Annotated in this window: 12 protein-coding genes and 1 pseudogene; 4 read left to right on the forward strand and 9 right to left on the reverse strand. The window is 68.3% G+C overall.

The window, feature by feature from the left end:
- Window positions 1-380: 380 nt before the first annotated feature.
- The 3 genes and pseudogenes from ACIBJH_RS00060 to ACIBJH_RS00070 form a co-directional block, all read left to right on the forward strand.
- Entirely contained in the window at window positions 381-2,690 is a 2,310-nt protein-coding gene (locus ACIBJH_RS00060; RefSeq protein WP_399114598.1) for a tetratricopeptide repeat protein, read from the forward strand.
- Between the two features lie 271 nt (window positions 2,691-2,961).
- Window positions 2,962-3,189, forward strand: coding sequence for a CopG family transcriptional regulator (locus tag ACIBJH_RS00065; protein ID WP_399114599.1), 228 nt, complete (start codon window positions 2,962-2,964; stop codon window positions 3,187-3,189).
- 403 nt (window positions 3,190-3,592) lie between these two features.
- Window positions 3,593-3,703 (forward strand): annotated as a pseudogene (locus tag ACIBJH_RS00070) (IS5/IS1182 family transposase); the annotation flags it as partial.
- A gap of 76 nt (window positions 3,704-3,779) precedes the next feature.
- On the opposite strand, the gene ACIBJH_RS00075 reads toward ACIBJH_RS00070, so the two are convergent.
- The 8 genes from ACIBJH_RS00075 to ACIBJH_RS00110 form a co-directional block, all read right to left on the reverse strand.
- Window positions 3,780-4,202, reverse strand: a complete 423-nt coding sequence (locus ACIBJH_RS00075; protein ID WP_399114600.1) for a hypothetical protein — start codon at window positions 4,200-4,202, stop codon at window positions 3,780-3,782.
- Window positions 4,199-5,029 carry an IS5 family transposase gene (locus ACIBJH_RS00080; protein WP_399114601.1) on the reverse strand — a complete coding sequence of 277 codons (831 nt, stop codon included), beginning with the start codon at window positions 5,027-5,029 and terminating at the stop codon, window positions 4,199-4,201. Before ACIBJH_RS00080 ends, ACIBJH_RS00075 begins: the two co-directional genes overlap by 4 nt.
- 110 nt (window positions 5,030-5,139) lie before the next feature.
- Complete coding sequence (locus tag ACIBJH_RS00085; protein WP_399114602.1) at window positions 5,140-5,769, reverse strand: DUF6461 domain-containing protein; 630 nt, start codon at window positions 5,767-5,769, stop codon at window positions 5,140-5,142.
- Window positions 5,770-6,891: 1,122 nt separating this feature from the next.
- Window positions 6,892-7,341 carry a hypothetical protein gene (locus tag ACIBJH_RS00090; protein ID WP_399114603.1) on the reverse strand — a complete coding sequence of 150 codons (450 nt, stop codon included), beginning with the start codon at window positions 7,339-7,341 and terminating at the stop codon, window positions 6,892-6,894.
- 137 nt (window positions 7,342-7,478) lie between these two features.
- Window positions 7,479-7,958 carry a hypothetical protein gene (locus ACIBJH_RS00095; protein WP_399114604.1) on the reverse strand — a complete coding sequence of 160 codons (480 nt, stop codon included), beginning with the start codon at window positions 7,956-7,958 and terminating at the stop codon, window positions 7,479-7,481.
- 136 nt (window positions 7,959-8,094) lie between these two features.
- Window positions 8,095-8,439: a hypothetical protein gene (locus ACIBJH_RS00100; RefSeq protein WP_399114605.1), complete on the reverse strand. Its 345-nt coding sequence runs from the start codon at window positions 8,437-8,439 to the stop codon at window positions 8,095-8,097.
- 199 nt (window positions 8,440-8,638) lie between these two features.
- Window positions 8,639-9,232 carry a lamin tail domain-containing protein gene (locus ACIBJH_RS00105; protein ID WP_399114606.1) on the reverse strand — a complete coding sequence of 198 codons (594 nt, stop codon included), beginning with the start codon at window positions 9,230-9,232 and terminating at the stop codon, window positions 8,639-8,641.
- A 473-nt stretch (window positions 9,233-9,705) separates the two neighbouring features.
- Window positions 9,706-11,364, reverse strand: coding sequence for a chitinase (locus ACIBJH_RS00110; RefSeq protein ID WP_399114607.1), 1,659 nt, complete (start codon window positions 11,362-11,364; stop codon window positions 9,706-9,708).
- A 232-nt stretch (window positions 11,365-11,596) separates the two neighbouring features.
- On the opposite strand from ACIBJH_RS00110, the gene ACIBJH_RS00115 reads away from it, so the two are divergent.
- Window positions 11,597-12,910: an acyltransferase gene (locus ACIBJH_RS00115; protein WP_399114608.1), complete on the forward strand. Its 1,314-nt coding sequence runs from the start codon at window positions 11,597-11,599 to the stop codon at window positions 12,908-12,910.
- A 378-nt stretch (window positions 12,911-13,288) separates the two neighbouring features.
- On the opposite strand, the gene ACIBJH_RS00120 is transcribed toward ACIBJH_RS00115, so the two are convergent.
- On the reverse strand, window positions 13,289-15,670 hold the full coding sequence (locus tag ACIBJH_RS00120) for an endonuclease/exonuclease/phosphatase family protein (RefSeq protein WP_399115564.1): 2,382 nt from the start codon (window positions 15,668-15,670) through the stop codon (window positions 13,289-13,291).
- Between the last annotated feature and the right edge of the window lie 219 nt (window positions 15,671-15,889).

The following is a 15,889-nucleotide window of genomic DNA, read 5'->3' on the forward strand; positions in this document are numbered from 1 at the left end:
GCCGGCCGCCTGCGCAAGGAGTCACATCTTCCGCAGGACGCGAGGACCTCGCACGGGATCGTCGTCACGGCGCCTGGGGTGTGCGGGAGTTCGCCCGATCGGGAATGGCCGGAGAACGTGGCGAATGCCCGCAGCCACCGGTCCTTTGAGGCGATGGCGGCCTACTTCCTGTGACGGTGCGACTCGACAAGTCATCAAGAATTGGCCGGTAAGTGACGGAACACCACGTTACGGATGGCCTCATGCTTGCAGTCGTGCGATGCAGGCGCGTCAGCGCGCGGGGGCGGGAGGGCTACGGCCTGGTCGTTACGGCTACCTTGCTCGCCGGCGGAGCGGCCAGTCTGTCCGGGGCGTGGTTGCCCGGAATGTGGGCGGCCCTCGTGACCGCAAGTGCCGCCGTGCTGGCCGGAGTGTTCGCGGAAATGGGTGTCAGGCGCCACGACTCAGCGATCGCCACCGCGGTCCAGTGGCCGAATCTCCTGTATCTGGACAGCGGACGTCGGCTCCCTGTGGTGGGAAAAGTGGATCCGATATCGCTCGGTGTACACCGTGCGGCCAGCGGTCCGGGTATGCCCGCGGATCTGCCCCCGTTCGTTCGCCGGGACGTCAGTGACCAGCTGGAGGAGTGCCTGGTCCCAGGGCGGTTCGTGCTGCTGGTCGGAGAGTCGACGGCGGGCAAGACTCGCATCGCTTACGAGTCGATGCTCGCCCGGGCGAACGGCTGGCCGTTGATCGTCCCCAGCGGGATCGACGGAGTGCATGCCGCCCTCGACGTGACCCGGACCGTCCGCCACTCGTCGGTGGTGTGGCTGGACGACCTGGAAAGGTTCCTGGGCAGTGACGGGCTGTCCCCCACGCACGTCCAGAACCTGCTGCACGGTGGGCGCCGGCAGCACCTCGTCCTGGCCACGCTGCGTGCCGAGGAGTACACCCGCTTGACGGGCACGGTCGGAGGCTCCGTCGGCGGTCAACCGAGTACCGACCGTCGACGCGGCGGCGAGGAGGTTCTGCGTCTGGCAGAGCAGATCCAGCTGGCGCGCGCCTGGTCCCCTCGTGAGAAGGCAAACGCCCAGGAGGACATCTACACAGCCGATCCCCGCATCCGCGAGGCCCTGAAGTACATCGACCGGTTCGGGCTCGCCGAATACCTGGCAGCCGGACCCCAGCTACTCCAGGAATGGTGCAACGCCTGGGCCGTGGGCAACCGACCGCGCGGGGCCGCCCTGGTCGCCGCCGCGGTCCTCGCACGCCGGTGCGCCATCCACCGCCCGCTGCCGGAGACCCTTCTCGCCCGAGTCGCCCAGCCCGTTCTGGAACAGCACGGCGGCACAAAACTGCGTCCCGAATCCGCGACGTCGGCCCTTGACTGGGCCACCACGCCAGTGCACGCCACCAGCAGCCCCCTCGTCCCGGAGGGCGAGGAGGGATACACGGCGTTCGACTACCTCATCGACGCCCTGCCCAAAGACCCGCCACCGGCTGCGGCACTGGACGCGCTCCTCTCGTTCGCCACGGAGGACGAGGCCATCGAGTTGGCAGAGTTCGCAGAGGGCTGGTGCTGCTTCGCACAGGCTCACGCCGCCTGGAAGCGTGCCCTCCACCACCCCGATCACGAGCGCCGCGCCTACGCCTTGGAGAACCTCGCCAGCCTTGTCGCCGTGTGGCGTGGCGACGACCAGGCGCGAGAGTTACTGACCAGCATGGTCCGGGAGCGCACCTCACGGCTGGGTCCCGGGGCTCTGGAAACCCTGGACGCGCGGCTGGCACTCGCCGGCTGGACCGGTTGGGGAATCGACGTCCGCGATGGAATACGACAAGCCCAGGAACTCCTACAACCCCTGCGCGATACGGGAGGAAGCGGCGTGGCGCAGTTGTTGCGATGCCGCGGCCTCATCGCGGTGCGCCGGGGAAGTCTCGGAGAGTGGTCCGCGGTCGAGCCCGAGCTGTTCCAACAGGTACAGGAGTGGGCCGCTCTGCCGGAAGCCGACGCGGCCGAGACGCTTTACAGCATCGTCCGGCACGCTTACTGCCTGGGCCGTATGGGCCGACAGGACGAGCAGATCGCACTGTTGCGCCGCCTACGGGACGACCCGCGCTTCGCCCACACGAAAGACCGCGAAGGCACGCTCGCCCAACACGCCCACGCACTGCAAGAGGCCGAACGATACGAAGAGGCTGCGGAACTATTCCGTCAGCTCCAGCGCACCGGGGAAAGCCGGCACGGCGCAGCGCACGGCGCAGCGCTCTCCCCGTTGTTCAATCTCGCATCCTGTCTCGGCCATCTGGGAGATCCCGCGGAAGCTGTCCGCATCCTCAAAGACGTCGTGCGCCTGCAAGAGACCACCAGCCACGAGACCGGCGTCGTCCAGGTGTTCCTGCGTCAGCGGCTCTGCACCTGGACCGGCATGGCAGGCGACCCGCACACCGCCGCCAGCCAGCTCCACGACCTCGCCAGGGCGAGCGAAACAGCCCTGGGGCAACACGCCCACGCCACCCTGGCCTGCCGCAGCCGCGCCGCCCACTGGGCCGCAGCAGCCGGCGACGTCCCACACGGAATCGAGGAACTCACACACCTGCTCCCCGAACTCGAACGACGCTTCGGCCCCGACGACCCCGAAGCCCGAGCCAGCCGCAAAAGCCTCGCCCACTGGCGCACATGCATCCAGTACGACCTCCCACCCGCAGCCTGAACGAATGTTCAGGTCGAATCCCCGGGCACCGCCAGAACCAGGACCGTGCCGTAAGCCCGTTCGTGAGTGCGCCGCCCGGCTCGGCGTCGGACGACACCGGTCGTTTCCGAACTGAGCGAACAATCCAGCCCACGGTCCTTCTGTAGCTCCGGTTCATCGATACCTCCCCGGGGAACGCCGCCGTTGGCCCGCCCCGGGTCCGGCTACCTCCTTCAACCAGCTTGAGTTCCAGCAAACACCCACCGGGCAAATCGAAGGCAGGATGGGTAGCGTGAGTGAACCTTTCGGCAAGTACTCGATCACCATGCCGCGCGACATCGCCGAGGCTGCCGAGACCCGCAGCGGCCCCTCCGGCCTCTCCGCCTACGTCGCCGCCGCCCGCCAGATCGAACGCGGCAACCTCACTGAACTCATCACCGTCGCCGAAGCCGAACACGGCCCCGTCACAGACGGAGAAGTCCAGGCCCTGCGCGACCAACTCCACCAGGCCCGGCAATGAGCTGACGCAGAGCGGGACCGACGTAGCGTGACCCGCCCCCCTGCCGTTCCTGGCAGCACACCGATCCTGAACAGTGAGGGACTGGCCAAAGCCGCCCTGTCCCTCACCGAGGTGAGGTGATCCACCGCGGATCAACTAGCCGGCCCTGGAATTGGCACTGCCCCGCTTGGCCGTCGAACCGGCCACCGAGCCGCTCCCCGCGATGCCGCCCTGACCCTCGCGGCACCTGGGCCGGTCACGATCCTGCCTTCCGATCCGGAGAATCTCACGGTGCTGTGCCGTGGACAGGCCACCGTATTCAGAGGGCGGTATGAGAGCATATAGGAGTTTTGTCGTCACCTGAACGTGTGGTGGTGCGGCATCCTGGCCGGTCGGCGGCCATGGGCATGTTGGGCTGGTCGCTGTGAGCGAGCGCAAGTCCTACAAGACCGACGTGAGTGATGAGCAATGGGCGCTGGTCGAGCCGGTGATCATCGCGTGGAAGGCCGCACACCGCTCGGTCAGCGGCCATCAGAGGGCGGTATGAGACTTGATGCCCGATTCTTCGTTTCGTGTGGGGTGAGCGGGCGGGTTGCGGCGACGTCGGTCGGTTATGGCCGGGGCTGGGTGAATAGGCCCTGCTCGGTCTCGGCCAGGATTCCGCGGTCGGTCAGCCTCTTGAGCTTGAGGCGGATGTTGTTGATGTTGTTGGGTGCGACCGTCAGGCCCATCGCCTCGCAGACCTGCCGAGCCCGCAGCGGGTGGTCGGCCGCGGTGAACACGGCCATGATCTGCTGGCAGGCCGGATGGTCCGGCAGTTTCGGTGCCGGGGGTGAGGGCGGCCCGGGGCCGGGCAGTTCCAGGAGTGTCTTGCGGGTGATCCGGACTTCCTCGGCGGCCCGGTCGAGTTCGCCGAGCTGCGCGGTGAGCTGCGTGATCTGTTCCTTCGCCGTCTCGGCCTGCGCGGTGATCTCTCTTTCCCGCTCCTCCAGCCGCGCCAGCACCGCGCCGAGCGTCAGCTCCCCGCCGGTCATGCGGTGCGCCAGGCCGGCGTGGTCGCCCCGGTCAGCCGGCGCAGTATCACCGCGGTCATCGCCCAGTACACCCGCGACTCCGAACTGCGGGGCCGGTGTTCGTAGTCGCGCACCAGCCTGCGGGACAACATCAAGATCCCATAGGCGCGCTCCACGACCCACCGCTTGGCCTGGGGAACGAACCCGCTCTGCGCGGGGTTGCGCTCCACGACCTCCACCGCGATGCCCACCTTTTCCCCGTGCGCGACGACGGCATTCTTGAAGCCCTGGTCGACCAGGGCCTTCTGAACGGCGTCCGTGTCGGCGGCGACCTTGTCCAGCAGCGCGATCCCGACGGCGTTGTCGTGCGCCGACGCGGCCGCCACGACCACCGCGATCACCAGCCCCAGAACGTCAACGGCCAGGCCGCGCTTGCGGCCCGGTACTTTTTTTGCCGCATCACGCCCCGTCGACCCAGCGGGCACCCCGGCCGCCGCGTGCACGCTCTGCGTATCGAGCACCACCAGACTCGGGTCCGCCTTCCGGCCCATCGTCTCCCGCACCTGCCAGCGCAGCAGGTCGTGAATGGTCTGGTCGGTGCCGTCGTCGCGCCAGATGTAGAAGTAGTACTTCACCCCGCCGGGCGGCGGGAAGTCGTGCGGGAGCAGGTCCCACTGACAGCCTGAACGGCCCTGGTAGAGCAGTGCGTTGACGATCTCCCGCATCTCGTACCGGCCCTGATGGCCGCTGACCGAGCGGTGTGCGGCCTTCCACGCGATGATCACCGGCTCGACCAGCGCCCATTGCTCATCACTCACGTCGGTCTTGTAGGACTTGCGCTCGCTCACAGCGACCAGCCCAACATGCCCATGGCCACCGACCGGCCAGGATGCCGCACCACCACACGTTCAGGTGACGACAAAACTCCTATACGCTCTCATACCGCCCTCTCATGTATTCACACGTTGTCGCTCAGCGAGTCGAGGGAAGGACTTCCGCTGACTACCACCAGCGGTAGCCTGCCATCCTCCAGCAGATCGCATGGCAACGAGATCCCGAAATGCTTCTCGATCACACCCAGCGACATGGCGATCCGCAGGCTGTGCCGCGCGCCGCTCACCTGAAGGTAGTCGCCCGTCGGAAGAATGATGCCCGCCGCTTCCAGCTCCTCCTGGAGAAGATCCGGCTGAGATCCCCAGCGCCTCCGTTCCTCGCCAAGACCGAACGAGCACAGCAACTCGCCGTCGGCGGCGTAGGAGAAGAAGGGAGGCGGGTGGAATGCCTGGGGATCGAGATTCACCGCCTCGACACCTATGCGGGAAATCCTCTTGAGGACGTCGTGCCTGGTCCCGGGGGCCTCCCCATATTCGGCGGCGAACGCCCATCCCTGCGCTTCCCCCACCCGTGCGACGCCGATATCTGCATCGGTAAGAAGCCCGACGGCTTCCGAGGCGGTCGCCAGCGGTTTCGCGTCGCCCGGTGAAGCACCAAGCCTGACAGCCAGCTCGTCCGGCGTGATCCCCCGGGCGAAGGTAACGCTGTACTGCCACTCGGACTCCACCAGCCAGCGCACACCGCGATTCGTCATGTCCTCATCTTGCCGCACGACCTCGTCATCGTGACGGCCATCTGCACCACGAGCCCTCCCGGGGATGGGGTCCCGGGAAATGTAAATTGACACGCCCGTGTCCGGCACCGTCAGCTCCCCGTGGCCCGCGCCTCCGGGACTACGGCACAAAAGGGGTCGCGGACCTCGCTGCGCAACCCAGCCTCGGAGAGTGCACTTTCCGACTCAAGCCGGCTTTCACCCGCCGATCTGCGGCCGTCCTCAATCCGCCCCACGTCCGACTCGCATGTTCGCTGCCGGGGCCCGTTCGAGTCCTGCCCGCCGGCCGACACCGCTCACCGTGCCGGGCAGGGCCGCAGCGCCCGCCCGCAGACACGGCGTCGCCGAGCCAGCGCGCCGAACCCGCCGGAAGCAGGAAACTCACCATGGCCACCCGCTCCGGCACATCCCGACAGGTAGCCGTAGGACGCGCAGCCGACCACCGTTTGCCTGGGCACCGCACAGGAGCACCCCTACCGAGCGGGGCGCGCAACCGGCCCACTTCGTTCGTCCCGCGCACTCCGGACCTCCGCCCCGTTCGATTGAAGGGCGCACCGTATACCCCCTACGCTTGCCCGAGGAAGTCGTGATCTACGTCATGGCGCATGGATCGACCACCGCAGGGAATGATCGACACAAGACGACCAAACAGGGCATTTCATTTCCGCGGGACATGCGCGGGACGGCGAGTCTGACAACCCGTCAGGCAAGCGCCTGACCTGCGAAAACGGCCGGGAAGCCGACGGCCTCCGGAGCCGTGTGCGCAGGTTCGAATCCTGCCGGGGGGCACCTTGGACTAGGTGCCCAAAGACCCCGCCATCAGCGCGTCAGCTGAGGACGGGGTCTTCGTGTGTGTGCAGGCGGATGCCGCCGGAAGCAGGCGTCGGCCAGTGATCACGTTCACCATCCGGCCGATCGTCCTCCGTGACGGTGGCTCAGGAGCCTCACGACAGAGTGTGATCAATGCCTTCCGTGAACCGGGAGTCTGCGGATCTCGCCAGCGCCCAAAGGTTCCTCAACCACGGTGTGGCCAACGAGTGGCGGGCCGCGTCCGCCGGCTGACGCCGTTCATGTGATCCATTGGATCCGGTCAATGAATCGAGCTCAGCCCTTCCAGATCTCGCCCGAGTTTCTTCCATCCGGCCACAAGTCGATCTCGTAGTGGTCACCCAAACGCCCAGGCGACCAACTCACGTTCACCTCGCCTTTTGTGCCCTTGAATTTTCCGCCGCCCGCGAGTGTCGACTTCGCACTGAAGTCGGCATAGACATGCAGATGGTCCTGTCCCAGAGACATGGTCGGCTGAACGTCGGAACGAGGGTCAGATGCCCAGACCCAATTGCGAATTACACTGTACGAACTCTCTACGACGAACTCGTTGATTCGACCGTTCTGGGCACACCAGCGGTAGGTGAAACCGCTCTCCAGCAGAGGAACCCTCAACTTGGTGATGGTGTGACTGTGACTCGCCCGCCAGCAGGAACGGCCGGCTGCGCTACTCGTTTCGCTACCGACTACCGTCATGGTTGCCGTTGCCGCGAATACGACTGCCACGGATACCACTCGACGCGTTTTACCCTTCACCACTCCCCCTGAAATGCGCGAAATTGTATCGCCCTGAATTATTCCGCCGACTATCCTTCAATAGCAAGATTCCAAGGGGATCGAAACTACGTGCCATTCCTGTGGGGCTAGAGGGCCTGACGTCGGCCGGCCAAATCTGCGCGCATCGCGTCACGCAGGTGTTGCTGGCTGTCCCTTACCGCTCGCTGGGCCGTTGCGTATTCCTCAGTCTCGATGAGGTTCCCGCGCCCGATGCAATCCCGTAGATCGCGCATGGCGATCATTGATTTCCGCACCTGCTCCGCAACCGGCACCGGGGCACTGATCACGAGCTGCGCCCGCACGGAGTACAGAGCGTCGGCCCCGAAGGCATCGTGAGCTGCCTCCAGCATGGTGTCTGACTCTGGTGTTTTCACACGCGCAGCAAGCTGGTGCAGTCGCTCACCGGCTCCGTGCAGTGTCGACAAGTACTCGCTGTACAACTGGCGGCGGACATTCCGATCCTGTGCGTCCAACTGCTGCCGCCATTGGCCGCGTTGCGCCAGGAGTGTTCCACCGGCGCCGATAACGGCCCCCAACAACGCGGAAGCCGGAGACATCCAGTCCACACGACGACTGTGACAGGTCTCGCCCAAGACGTCGACAACGTGAACCGGGGCAGCGGGACAATCGCGAACTCACCAGAGCCGTGCTCGCCCCCGGCGGTCGTGCCGCTCCCTCGCGACTGGCGCGCCTGCACGGCGTTTACCAGGACGCGTCGCTCCGCGGAACATCTGATCGCACAAGGCGGACCCGCGCAGCCGGTATGCGGTCGGGGAGGTAGGCGAATCCGTTGCCGTTGTCGAGCAGCAGCGTCTCGTCGATGTCGTCCACGGACCAGAGGTCGACCGGGCCGCCGGTGTTGTTGAGCTGGAAGAAGAACTCTGTTTCCTCTTCGCCGCGGCAGACGAAGATGCCCTCCGCCTCGGGGCGGCGGCTGCCGGCGATTCCCCGTGCGGCGCCCATCCGGGTCCAATCCAGGCCGTGTTGAGCTATCGACCGGCGGTTGAGCACGGACGAGACATGAAAGAAGTGCGGCGTTTCAGACACGTCAGGAGTATAGGAGGCAGTGGGGATGCCTCCTCAGGGTGAGGACGGGCGGGGCTGCAGTTGGTGGGTGGTCGGACCGGCGAACGGCGCGCCGCCCCTGGATGAGACGGCGCGCCGCGGGTGTCACGTCACTGCCTGGACGTCAATGCTCGGGCGTCACTGGTCGGACGTCACTGGTCGGACGTCATGGTGCCGGTGGTCAGTGGTGGCCGCCGCCACCGTGACCGCCACCCTCGTGACCGCCACCCTCGTGGCCCCCGCCACCGTGGCCGCCGCCGTTGTGGCCGCCCCCGTTGTGGCCTCCGCCGTGCCCGCCCCCGTTGCGTCCGCCCCAGGACTTGTCGTCGACGAGGCGGCGGTGGTCGTTGCGGAGGGTGGCGGTGTCGGAGCGGTTGTCCCAGGCGTAGTCGCGGCGGTCCTGGTAGACGTCCTGGGCGGTGTCGCGGCCCTTTCCGGTGTGGACGCGGACGGTGGCGTGACCGGCGAGGCGGTAGTGGCGGAAGGTGTAGGTCTGGCCCTCCTTGTTCGACAGCTTCCAGCCGTCGAGGTTGACGCCGCGGCGGTCGTGGTTGGTGATCTCCACCCACTCGTTGTTCAGCGAACGGGCGGAGCGGTCGTCCGGTCCCGGCGAGTCGGCCTGCACGCGGCTGATCTCCACGCTCGGCCGGGCCGCGTGGTCGGCCGCGGTCGCCGGCAGTGCCGCCGCGCCGACGAGAGCGCCGGCAGCCAGCGCGGCTGCGGCCAGACGACGGACGGACACGGAAGGTGAAGAAGTCACGGGTTCCCCCAGCATGGTGCGGGCACCTCCCTGGCATACGGCTACGGCCGTATCCCGGGTTGTGCGGTGTGCGGGTGGCGGCCTGTTGGCCGCACACCCACACCTTCTCCACCGTGCCGACAGGATATGAGCGATACGTGAATCGCGTTACGAGTCGGTCGCATTTCCGTGATTGTCGCCTGTACCGTCCATTTATGCGTGCGATGCACCAGGTTGACGCCCCGAGTTGTTGGGGGCACTGACCTGAGGTCCGTGATCGCCAGGGTGCGCCACCCCAGGTCCGCCGAAGGCGTCACCCGAAAGTGGGTAACGGCCGGGGCATCGATTCCCGTGCGTGGTGTGCGGATTGCGGTCCGGGGCTCTCTGCCACGGGGGTACCGGCTGCTTCCGCAGACAGGCCTTGTGGGCCCGCTTCGGCGTCGCCGGTCGAGGTCGTCGCGCCGCCGCCATGGCGAAGGGGTGCCTGGAGGAGTTCTACGTCCGCTCGGTCATTGGTAGTAGCAGGTCTTCGCCGTTCCTGACGCCGGGTCGCCGAAGACCGCGTTGCTGCACGGGGTGCCGCCCGTGAAGGTGCCGTAGAAGTACTGGCCGCCCGTCCCGTACGCCACCTCGCGGGTGCCGGAGAAGGAGCAAGTCCCGTTCTCTGCCGCGCAGTTGGTCCACGTGGCGAAGGACGGCGGGGCGCCGATCAGGTAGCAGGACTTGGCGGTGCCGGAGGCGGGGTCGCCGAAGACGGCGTTGGAGCAGGTCGTACCGCCGGGCAGGGTCGCGTAGTTGAAGGAGCTGCCGGCGCCGTAGGCCACCGTCATCACGCCGGAGAAGGCGCAGGTGCCGCCCTCGGAGGCGCAGGAGGTCCAGACGTCGGTCGCGGGCGGGGCCGCCTGGCCGTAGCAGGACTTGGCCGTGCCGGAGATCGGGTCGCCGAAGACCGCGTTGGTGCAGGGCGTGGAGCCGGTCTCCGTCGCGTAGTTGAACCTGCCGCTCGCGCCGTAGGCCACGGCCGTCGTCCCGCTGACCGCGCAGGTGCCGTTCTCGCTCGCGCACTGCGCCCAAGTCCCGGGCAGGGACTGCGCAGTTGAGCCGGTGCCACCACCGCCACTGCTGCTGCCGGAGGTGAACGGCTGGAAGATGCGGGCGAAGTCACCGGTGTTCTGGCTGACGCCGCTGCAGGTGCCGGAGGCCGAAGTCGAGCCCGGGCAGCCGCCGTTGTCGCGGTTCTGCGACCAGTACGACACCAGGGCGATCCCTCGGGAGGCGTCGAAGGCCTCGACGCTGCGGGCGTTGTCGAGGGTGAAGACCTCGCCGGCGCTGTCGTTCTGGCCGATCATCGGGGTGTTGCCGAGCTTGGCGTAGGCCGCGGACGTGGAGATGCCGAACGCGCTCGCGACCTGGCTCGCCGCGGCGTCCACGGCCGTGTTGGCCGCGTTGCCCATGTCGGTGCCCGAGGAGCCGTAGTCCATGGTCATCAGGTTGACGACGTCCGGGGTGAAGCCGTTGGAGCGGGCGTTGTTCAACACGTTCACGCCGTCGCCCGACAGGCCGCTGGGCAGGGCCGGGAGGGTGAACGAGACCGACAGGGAACGGCCGTTGTTGGCGGCCCAAGTGCGCACCTGGGCAAGGGCCTTGTCACGGCGATCGATGCCGGCCGAGTTGGTGAGCGACGCCGACTCGATGTCGAAGTCGACGTGCGAGAGGTTGAAGGTGGTGATGACGTTCTCGATCTGCGCTGCCGCCGCCTCCGGGCTGGAGCAGGAGTCGCCGATCTCGGTGAGCGCGGTGTCGGCACCGTAGCCGCCGAACGACACGGAGACGTCGCCGCCTTGGGCGCGCAGGGCGTCGATCTGCGTCTGGAGGGAGGCCTGTTCGCCGATCTGCCAGTTGCAGCCGGGGCCGTCGACGAACGCGATGGTGAAGAACTTGGTGCCGTAGTTGTTGGCCACGTCGGTGAGGGAAACGTTTCCCGACCAGGTGTCCGCGAACGGGGCGAACACATGGGCGGGCCAGGCGTTCGGGGCGGAGGCCGCCGACGCGGGTGCCGCCGCCGAGGTGAGGCCGGCCGCCGCGAGGGCGCCGGTCAGCAGGGCGGCGGAGAGGAAGGAGCGCGAGAAGGAACGGGACAGGGAACGGGATCTCGATCGGGTACGCATGCGCGACCTCCAGGGAGGGATGGGGGGTGAATCGATTCAATCCCTGATCGATATTGGTGCAGACCAATTCGATGTGTGGGCCCAGGGAAGCAGCGTTGACAGGGGCGAGTCAAGGCAAGGGTGGGTCAAGAGAAGCGGGGGCCGGGCGCGGGTGTCGTGACGGGCACGGATTGGTTGCGGGAGAGCGCACGTCCGCCCCAACTGCCCTGCTCCCCCGGCACCATGGCGTCCCATGGGGGACTTGAGCGGGGACCGGGATCGCTACGTCGACTTCCTGCGCGCGTGGGCGATCGTGCTGGTGGTGTTCGGGCACTGGCTGATCACCGGGCTGGTGCGGGAGCCCGACGGGGCGATCGACGCACCGGAGTTGCTCGCGACCGTGCCCTGGACCCAGTGGCTCACCCTGGGCTTCCAGATCATGCCGCTGTTCTTCCTGGCCGGCGGGCACGCGGCGGGCGGCTCCTGGGAGCGGGCGCGGACCGAGGGCCGTGCCGCGACCGGATGGGTGGGGCAGCGGGCGCTACGGCTGCTTCTGCCCGCCGGGGTGTACAGCGGGCTGGTGCTGGTCGCCGTCGCGATCTGCGCGGCGGTCGGGGTGGACGCCGGCACCCTCGCGCTCGTCGGGTGGGCAATGGCCATGCAGTTCTGGTTCCTGCCGGTGTATCTGCTGCTCAGCGCGGCAACTCCCGCTCTGCACAAGGCACATCGGCGGTGGGGGCTGCGGGTGCCGGTGATGATGGGGGCCGTCGCGCTCGTCGCCGATCTGCTGGTGGTCACCGTGCACGCGCCCGGTGTAGGACTGCTGAACTACGTGCTCGTGTGGGGCGTCGCCTATCAGCTGGGCTTCTGCTGGCGGGACAAGCTCCTCGCCGAGCGGTCCGCCCTGCCCGCGTTCATGGCCTTGGGCGGTGCGGTCGGCTTCGCCGCGCTGGTCCGGCTCGGGCCCTTCCCGGTGAGCCTGATCCTCGTCACCGGGCAGAGTCCCAGCAACACCAATCCCCCGTCGGCGGCCATGCTGGCGTGGGCAGTTGGGCAGGCCGGGCTGGCGCTGCTGCTCGCGCCCGTGCTGCGGCGGTTGTTGGAGCGTGCGCAACTCTGGCGGCTGGTACGGCCGTTGGGCGGGGCCAGCATGACGCTCTACCTGTGGCACATGCTGCCGGTGCTCGTCGTCGCCGGCGCCTTCTATCTCACCGGGCTCGCGCCCGAACCGGCCTATGGGTCCGGGAGTTGGTGGGTGCTGCGGGTGCCGTGGCTGGCCGTGCTCGGGGTCGTGCTGGTGGGGGTCGTAGGGGCGCTGCGGCCGTTGGAGCGCGGGCTCGCGGTCGCCTACGAGCGGACGCGGCCGGGTGACGAACCGCGTCGGCCTTGGGCGTTGTGGCTCGGGCTGGCCGCGAGTGTGGGGGCGTTGATCTGGTTCGCGGGGCATGGGTTCGCGTACGGCGGGCGGTTTCCGGTGCTGCCGTCGGTGGGGCTGGGGGTGGGGGTGGGGCTGGTCATGGTGACGGGGCGGAGTGTTGTGGACCGGGGTGCGCGGCTCAGCGTCTGAGGGGCTTGCGTTGGCTTGCGTTGGCTTGCGAGTGCGGGCGCGTTGTGGCTGGTCGCGCAGTTCCCCGCGCCCCTTGGGAGTTGCCCTGGCCGGCATCGAGAGGGCACGCCCCTTGGGGGGGGTGTCCTGGCCTGGATCGGGAGAGCACGCACCTCAGGGAATTGCCCCGGACTGCATCCGGACAGCACGCACCTCAGGGAATTGCCCCGGACTGGACCCGGACGGCACACCCCCCAGGGAGTCGCCCTGCCCGGCACCGGGACGGCACGCCCTCAGGGAGTTGCTCCGGTTGGCGCCGAGGGGCTGATGGGGCGGGGCGGCTTGCGCCGGCTCGCCCGGTCGGACGCCAACAGTGCTAGTGATCAGACACCAACGGTGCTAGTGCCTGCCGCACTTCGACACATCGATTCGGACGATCTGTGGATCGTGGTCGCTCGCCTGGTCCGCGAACTCCGCGTTGATGTGGACGACGTCGTAGTCGAACGACGTCACCGCGGGGCTGGTCAGGATGTGGTCCAGGGTCTGGGAGTTGCCGTCGTAGACGTAGGTGTAGCGCTCGGCGGCGGGGAGGGTGGTGATCAGGGGCTTGAGGACCTTGTCGGCCGTCAGTGTCGTCACCGTCTGGGAGAACTCGTAGTCGTTCAGGTCGCCGAGGACGATCGCCTTCGCGTTCTTGTCCGCCGTCAGAAGGGACTTGACGAAGGTGTTGACCTCCGCCGCCTGGGCCGCGCGCTGGGTCTCGGAGCTGCGGGCCGGGGGCTGGTAGCGGCCGTGGATCGGCTGGTCGCCGCCCTTGGAGATGAAGTGGTTGGCGACCACGAAGACCTGCTCGCCCTGGAAGGTGAACTCGCCGACCAGGGGCTTGCGGCTGTCCTCCCAGGCCGCGTTGGTCGGGTCGATACGGCCCGGGGAGTAGGTGAGTTCGACGCCATGGCGGGTCTTCACCACGCTCGTGGCCGTCGTAGCGTCGCCGCCCTTGTGGTCGGTGAAGGAGACGCGCTTGGGGTTGAAGAGGAAGACCTGGCGGATGTTGCCGCCGGGCTCGCCGCCGTCCGCGTCGTTGGTCGGGGAGATGTAGCGCCACTTGTAGACCGGGCCGCCGGCCGCGCGGACCGCGTCGGTGAAGCGCTTGAGGGTGCCCTCGGCCGTCACCGTACCGTCGTTGGTGGCGCCGTTGTCGTCCTGGATCTCCTCCAGGGCCACGATGTCAGGGGAGTTGAGGTTGACCGCGACGCCCTCGGCGAGGCGGTCGAACTTCTCCTGGGTGTCGAGCGCGTCCAGGTTCTCCACGTTGTAGGTGGCGACCGCCAGCTCGTCCTTCTTCTGCTTGCGCGTCACTTCCTGCTTCAGGCCGTTGTCGACGAGGGTGCCGAGCTGGGTGGCCTGGACGTTGTAGCCGCCGTAGGTGGAGTAGCCGAGGGGGCCGGTCGTGACACCTGACAGTTCGTCACCGACGTTGGCCGCGGGGAAGGTTGACGTCGTGTCGAGCGACATCACCTCGATACGGCCGGTGTTGGGCTGGTCGTAGGAGGAGTAGAGCGTGCCACCGCGTGCCGTCGCGTTCTCGTCGGGCTTCACCGTGACCCACAGCTCGCCGTACGCGTCGCTCGCGCCGACCACGCGGGCGTCGGCGAACGTGACCCGCATGCCCTCCAGGGACTCGAAGAAGTCCTGGGCGTAGACGGCGGGTTGGAGCGGGAGGGACTCGATGCTGCCGCCGGACGCGGTGGGGATGTAGGCGTCGGGGACCGAGGTGGCGTCGAGGGTCACGGCGTCCGGCAGGGCGTTGCCGCTGGAGAGGACCGTCGTCGTCGGGCCGGTGATCTCGGTGTTGGACTGGCTGGTGCTGCTCGGGTAGTACTCGCTGACCTTGCCGGTGACCAGGACCGAGTCGCCGACCGCCACCGTGGGCTTGGTGGAGCCGGTGTAGACGAACACGGCCTCGCTGGTGCGCGGGTCGGTGTCGGGGGTCGGGTCCTGGATCCAGTAGCCGAGAGAGCCGCTGGGGCGGACGCCGGTGACGATGCCCGGGACGCGGGTGACCGTCTGGCCGGCGTACGGCGAGAGGCGGGTCGTGCCCTGGATGTCGTGGACGCGGACGGTGCCGGGGTCGGTCGGCGAACCGCCGTCGCCACCGCCGCCGTCGCCCGAACCGGGCGTCTGGCCCGCCGAGTTGACCGGAGAGGGGGTGGCGGCGGTGAAGTCGGCCGCGTTGTCGTCGGTGTCGGCGAGCGAGTCGGCGCGGGCGACCGCGGCCGTGTTGGAGGCGCCGGTGGCCGGGCCGCCGCCCTCGCGGACGACCGCGGTGCCGTAGCCCGTCAGGTCGACGATCCGGGTGTCGGCCGCGCAGTCCGCGGCGGTCTTGCAGGTCAGCGCGGTGGTGCCGGAGACCAGGGCGATCGTGCCGGAGGTGGCGCTCATGGCGATCGAGCCACTGGCGTCCGTGGTCGGCAGTGCGGTGGTGCCGCCGCTGCCGGTGCCCTCGCCGACCAGGTAGCGGGCGCCGGGGGCGATCGCGCCGGTGAGGGCGGTGGCCTGCCAAGTGGAGCCGGAGGAGGGCGTACCGGGCAGGTACTGCACGCTGTAGCCCGACAGGTCGTAGGCCGCGGAACCGGCGTTGCCGAGTTCCACGAAGTCCCGGGTCAGGGTGGCTCCCGAGTTGCCTCCGCCGCCGTACACCTCGGCGATCACCGCCGAGGCCGACGGGGTGGCGTGCGCGGCGGGCAGGGCGGTGAAGGCGAACGCTCCCGCCGCGCCCACCGAGACGATCGAGTAGGCGGTGCGGCGGGCGCGGGATCTGCGCCCTTCAGGTCTGGACACGCTGGCGGTCTCCTCGTGCTTCGTGTAGCTGCCGATACCGGTGCCTGTGGGGAGTCGGCTCAAGTTACGCGCGTAGAAAGGGAGTTGCCAGAGGGCCTCGCGTTAAATCCAGGGAACAAGTGGGGGCGGGGGCGGCGAGCGCGGCCACAAAAGTGACGT

It is taken from the genome of Streptomyces sp. NPDC050548 (assembly GCF_044457385.1).
GTDB lineage: Bacteria > Actinomycetota > Actinomycetes > Streptomycetales > Streptomycetaceae > Streptomyces.

Excerpts from the sequence above, each read along its gene's own strand:
- ACIBJH_RS00075 (WP_399114600.1), bottom strand. The coding sequence starts at position 4,202 with ATGACCGGCGGGGAGCTGACGCTCGGCGCGGTGCTGGCGCGGCTGGAG.
- ACIBJH_RS00085 (WP_399114602.1), bottom strand. The coding sequence starts at position 5,769 with ATGACGAATCGCGGTGTGCGCTGGCTGGTGGAGTCCGAGTGGCAGTAC.
- ACIBJH_RS00105 (WP_399114606.1), bottom strand. The coding sequence starts at position 9,232 with ATGCTGGGGGAACCCGTGACTTCTTCACCTTCCGTGTCCGTCCGTCGT.
- ACIBJH_RS00110 (WP_399114607.1), bottom strand. The coding sequence starts at position 11,364 with ATGCGTACCCGATCGAGATCCCGTTCCCTGTCCCGTTCCTTCTCGCGC.
- ACIBJH_RS00115 (WP_399114608.1), top strand. The coding sequence starts at position 11,597 with ATGGGGGACTTGAGCGGGGACCGGGATCGCTACGTCGACTTCCTGCGC.